The organism is Okeania sp. SIO2F4, from assembly GCF_010672385.1.
Taxonomy (GTDB): domain Bacteria; phylum Cyanobacteriota; class Cyanobacteriia; order Cyanobacteriales; family Microcoleaceae; genus Trichodesmium.
The window spans coordinates 1-5468 of record NZ_JAAHGT010000669.1; the positions used below are offsets into that span (position 1 = coordinate 1).

Here is a 5468-nt window from a genome sequence, read left to right on the forward strand (position 1 = left end):
TGAATCAAATGAAAACTATAGATTTTCCCGCTAATCCTAATGGAGCAGAACCTACATATTTAGTATCTGTCAAACAACCTGTAATTTTTACATCTTCTTCTCATCCTAAACTAGTGAAAGAATTTTTATCATATTTAGTACAACTAGAGAACTTAGGACCTTACATTAAAGGTTCCAGAGGTCGCTATTTTCCGATTATGCCTCAACTATGGAAAGACCCTTTTTGGACTAATAAAAAAGACCCTCATATTTCTGTCGCATCTCAACAGTTTACTGAATATCAGACTAGTTTATTTGATAATTCTAGGAGTCATGCTTATTCTCAAGTACATTCAGAAAACATTTGGAGTAAGGCGATGCAGCAAGTGTTAATTGAAGGTTTATCACCAACTGAGGCCATCGATATAGCTATTAACCAAATTCAAGAAATATTTTCTCAGTGGAAAACTAAGGAAAAAGAATAATCTTTAAACTCGATGATAATTATGAGACATAAATTTTTAGCAATAATTTTGTTATTCATACTAAGTTTAATATTAGTTACTTGTAGCTCCAATCAAACTCAAAATTCTCCCCAACAACCTCACTCAGATCCAGTTTTAACGATTTGGTGGAATCGGGGATTTTACCCAGAGCAAGATGAAGCTCTACAAAAAGTTATTGCTGACTGGAAAGAAAAAACTAACAACAAAGTTGAAATTTCATTTTTTAGTACAGATGACATTTTAGAAGCAGGTACTAATGCTCTAGGAGCAGGTAAACCACCAGATATATTTTTTTCTCAGATTGGAGAATTTACTTTGATTCCTCAATGGGCTTGGGAGGGCAAATTAGTAGATGCTTCAGATGTAATTGAACCTGTAAAAAATTTATACAGCGATACTATTTTGAATTATGTTTATTTGTACAACAATGTTGAGTCTAAATATTCTAATTATGCAGTACCAATAATGCAGCAAAGTCTCCATATTCACTACTGGCATGATTTAATTCGTGAGGCAAATTTGGGAGAAGAAATACCAAAAAATTGGGATGAATTTTGGCAGTTTTGGCAAAATGCACAAAAAAATTTACGTCAAAAAGGCCAAACTAATATTTATGGTTTAGGTTTACCTATGTCTATTGATGCTACAGATACTTCTATTGTATTTGAACAAATTTTGGAGGCTAACAATTTACAAATACTAGATAAACAGGGCAAACTACAAATAGATAAACCAGCAGTAAGACAGAAAATTATAGAAATTTTAGACTGGTATACCAGCTTTTATAAAAATGGATATGTGCCACCTAATGCAGTTAATTGGCGAAATTCTGATAATAATACTAATTTCCTCAATCACAAGACTTTAATGACAATTAACCCAAGTATGTCGATTCCTGGTTCCCAACGAGAAGATGAAGAAATTTACTTGAATCAAATGAGAACTATTGAGTTTCCCAATAATCCTAATGGAGCCAAACCTATATCTTTAGTATCTATCAAACAACCTGTAATTTTTACATCTTCTGCTCATCCCAAATTGGCAAAAGAATTTTTATCATATTTAGTACAGCCAGAAAATTTAGGAGCTTACATTAAAGGTGCAAAAGGTCGCTATTTTCCAATTATGCCCCAACTATGGCAAGACCCATTCTGGAGCAATTCAAAAGATCCTCATATTTCTGTAGCATCTAAACAGTTTAGCGAATATCAAACTCGTTTATTTGATAATTCTAGGAATCATGCTTATTCTCAAGTACATTCAGAAAACATTTGGAGTAAGGCGATGCAGCAAGTGTTAATTGAAGGTTTATCACCAACTGAGGCCACTGATATAGCCATTAACCAAATTCAAGAAATATTTTCTCAGTGGAAAACTCAAAGTTAAATATAATGTGGCAAAGTCAAAAATGTGGAGATAGAATCATGTACTTTTGGAAAAAAAGCCTCCTAATTCAAATCGTAGGTTCTTTTTTAGTTTTATCCCTAGTGACAATATCAATTGTCGGATATACGACTTTTAGTCAAGCACGAGAATCTTTAAAAAAATCAGTATTCGATCGCCTGAACTTTGCTGCTCAACTTAAAGAAAAGGAACTTAATTTCTGGGTATTAGATCGACGAAAAAATATCATAGCGCTCGCCGAGTTGCCAGAAATTAATAACCAAGCAAAAATACTACTAACAAGCAAAAAATCTTCTCCAGAATATGAATCATCTCAAGCTTCACTACAGACTTCTTTAAAATCTTTTGCTGATAATATTGACAGCTTACAAGAAATTTTTATTTTAAGCAGAAGTAGCAGGATTTTAGTTTCCAGTAATTCCAAGAAAGTAGGCAAATATCAACCTCTAGTTCAATATAGCGAAGTAACAAAATCTCCCACAGATAACTTAATATCAAACTTTTACCGCTCTGCTGAAACAGGTAAACCTATGATTACCTTTGCTATCCCTATTCTCAGTGAAAATGGTAAGAAACTAGGAATGTTTGCTACCCATCTTAACTTAGACAGAATTGATAGTATTATTCGCGAGCAAGCAGGTTTAGGAGAAACAGCTGAAACTTATTTAGTAGGAAATATTGGTAGTAGTTTGTCGAGGAGAAATGTATTTGTTTCAGCTACAAAATTTGGTTCAGAGGAATTTCCTGATGGCATTAGTAGTCAAGCTATTAATGCTGCTATTAATGGCAAGAATGGCCAAGGGTTGTATATAAATTATAAAGGAGTACCAGTTATTGGTGTTTATCGGTGGCTGGAATATCAAGACTTAGCATTATTAGCAGAAATAGAACAAACAGAAGCATTTGCACCTGCTCGTCATCTTGCTAGTTCAATTTTGCTAATTGGTTTGACATTAGCTTTAGTGATGGCAGTAGCTATGTTGTTATTAGGTCGTCAAATTGTACGACCAATTTTAGCGATCGCTCATACAGCTAAGTTAGTAAGTAAAGGCGATCTAACTCAAAAAGTGCCAGTATTAACTAAAAACGAAATTGGTTTTCTAGCTCAAACTTTTAATCAAATGATTCAACAGTTAAACAGCTCATATCAGGAATTATCTAATTACAATCATATTCTCGAACTCAAAGTTGATGAAAGAACCCAAGAATTAAAAGAAAAAAATACAGACTTAGAGCAAACTATTCAGAAGTTAAAACAAACTCAAGCTCAATTAATTCAGAATGAAAAAATGGTAGGTTTAGGTCAGTTAGTTGCTGGGATTGCCCATGAAATAAACAACCCTGTTAGCTTTATCTATGGCAATATTTCACCCGCCAGAGATTATGCAGAAGATTTATTAGATTTACTCAACCTTTATCAGCAATATTATCCAGATCCGGTAGCTGAAATTAGAGATAGACACAGTATAATAGAGCTAGATTTTATCAGAGAAGATTTTCCTAGTTTGCTGAATTCTATGGAAGAAGGTGCTAGAAGAATTCAAGAAATAGTTTTATCCTTACGCAACTTTTCCCGTCACGATGAATCTAAACAAAAACAAGTTAATATTCACGAAGGTATAGATAGTACCCTACTAATTTTGCAACATCGCCTTAAACCTAAGGCAGGATATCCAGAAATTCGGATAGTTAAAGAATATGGTAATTTGCCATTAGTCGAATGTTTAGCAAGTCAAATTAATCAAGTTTTTATGAATATTTTGGCTAATGGTATTGATGCTTTAGAAATGTCATGGGAAAAATTAAAATCTAAATTTTTTTCTACTAAACCTCAAATAAAAATCAAGACCAAAGCTATCAATAAAAACTATATATCTATCCATATTATGGATAACGGACTAGGAATACCAGCAGAAGTAAAAAAGAGAATATTTGACCCTTTTTATACAACTAAACCTGTGGGAAAAGGTACTGGTTTAGGATTATCTCTGAGTTATCAAATTATAGTTGAAAAGCATGGGGGAAATTTTTATTGTAATTCTGTAGTTGGTCAGAGTACAGAATTTGTGATTGAATTACCCGTTGTCTATAGTTATCATCCATGAATAAGAGTTAATTTTTATCAAAAAATATTAATATTTTAACTAATACTAAAAAAATCTAATTAAAATAAAATTATTTTACAGCGCTTTCCGTTGTTATCCAGTATGGGAATTGCTATATAAAATATAATTAATCATATCAAATGTTAAAATTCAACTCATTTTATCCCCGCTATCCACGGCGGAAATTTCTCAAACATCTGGGTTTAGCAGGAGTGGGAATACTAGCCGCTTGTAGCACCCCTGCCAACAACACAACTGACAACAACCAACCCGTAAAAATTGGCGCGATGTACCTCCTCACAGGAGGTTTTGCTACTTACGGCGAATTTGCTAGAGATGGCATCAATCTCGCATTAACAGAAATCAATACTAATGGTGGCATAAATGGTCGCACCGTAGAAGTCATATTTGAACACGAAGGCGACCCAGTACAAACCGCCCGCAGATTGGTATTAGAAGAAAATGTAGACTTTCTCATTGGTATCGACAGTTCCGGCAATGCTGAAGCTCTCGTACCCACCCTACCAGAATTAGACAGAGTGTTAATGGTGACTCATGCAGCGACCCCCAAAATTACTGGAGAATTATGCAATAAATACATTTTCCGGTGCAGCATCAACGGTGCCCAAAACGCCACCGCAGGAGCAGACATCGCAACCAAAGCACCATATCTGAAATGGACAACCATCGGACCTGACTACGCTTTCGGACATCAAAGTTGGGATTTTTTCCAAAAAGCTGTCCAGCAACGTCAACCAGACATTAAATTTTTAGACAAAACCGCCTTTCCCACATTGGGTGCAGAAGATTACAACAGCTTTATTACCACTCTGACAGAATCAAACGCAGATGCAATATGGTGTAGCCTTTGGGGAAATGATTTAGTCAACTTTGTCAGACAGGCAAATAAATTTGGTCTGTTTGCCAAATTCCCAGTGTATATGGAATTGGGAGCAGCAATGGAAGTATTAACCGCATTGGGAGCAGAAATGCCTATTGCTCAGTGGGTAGGCACCCGTTACTGGTGGCAAACTCCAGATACAGAAATTAATCGTAACTTTGTCCAGAAGTTTCGCGATCGCTACAACAGCTACCCTAGTTACAATGCTCAAAATGCCTACGTTGGTTTACATTTACTGGCAGCAGCAGCTAACGATGCCAAAACCACCAAGACTGAAGCCGTCATCCAAGCATTAGAAGGGCGTGAATACGAAGCTCCAATGGGGAAAGTCACCATCAGAGCAACAGACCATCAAGCTATTGTAGATGTTACCTGGGGCAAAACTGCTAATAGTACAGATTACGAATTTCCCATTCTCGACCCCATTCAAATTGCACCTGGAAATTCTGTCACGAGACCTGTAAATGCTACAAGTTGCCAGTTATGAAACATTTTGCCAATCTACTAGCACGTCTAGCTTTAGAATGTGGGCAAGTTTTATATCAATGAAGACCTCTCCCCCGACCCCTCTCC

General features: G+C 35.5%; 3 protein-coding genes and 1 pseudogene. All 4 read left to right on the plus strand.

The window, feature by feature from the left end; all coding sequences use genetic code 11:
- A pseudogene (locus F6K22_RS30085) lies at positions 1–464 on the plus strand (carbohydrate ABC transporter substrate-binding protein); the annotation flags it as partial.
- A gap of 21 nt (positions 465–485) precedes the next feature.
- Positions 486–1871 carry an ABC transporter substrate-binding protein gene (locus tag F6K22_RS30090; protein ID WP_293106657.1) on the plus strand — a complete coding sequence of 462 codons (1386 nt, stop codon included), beginning with the start codon at positions 486–488 and terminating at the stop codon, positions 1869–1871.
- 5 nt (positions 1872–1876) lie between these two features.
- On the plus strand, positions 1877–3994 hold the full coding sequence (locus F6K22_RS30095) for a sensor histidine kinase (RefSeq protein ID WP_293106659.1): 2118 nt from the start codon (positions 1877–1879) through the stop codon (positions 3992–3994).
- Positions 3995–4134: 140 nt separating this feature from the next.
- Complete coding sequence (locus F6K22_RS30100) at positions 4135–5382, plus strand: ABC transporter substrate-binding protein (RefSeq protein ID WP_293106662.1); 1248 nt, start codon at positions 4135–4137, stop codon at positions 5380–5382.
- Positions 5383–5468 lie beyond the last annotated feature (86 nt).

What these genes read in the sequence shown, in the direction of transcription:
- F6K22_RS30095 (WP_293106659.1), top strand. Translation starts at nt 1,877, where the DNA reads ATGTGGCAAAGTCAAAAATGTGGAGATAGAATCATGTACTTTTGGAAA.
- F6K22_RS30100 (WP_293106662.1), top strand. Translation starts at nt 4,135, where the DNA reads ATGTTAAAATTCAACTCATTTTATCCCCGCTATCCACGGCGGAAATTT.
- F6K22_RS30090 (WP_293106657.1), top strand. Translation starts at nt 486, where the DNA reads ATGAGACATAAATTTTTAGCAATAATTTTGTTATTCATACTAAGTTTA.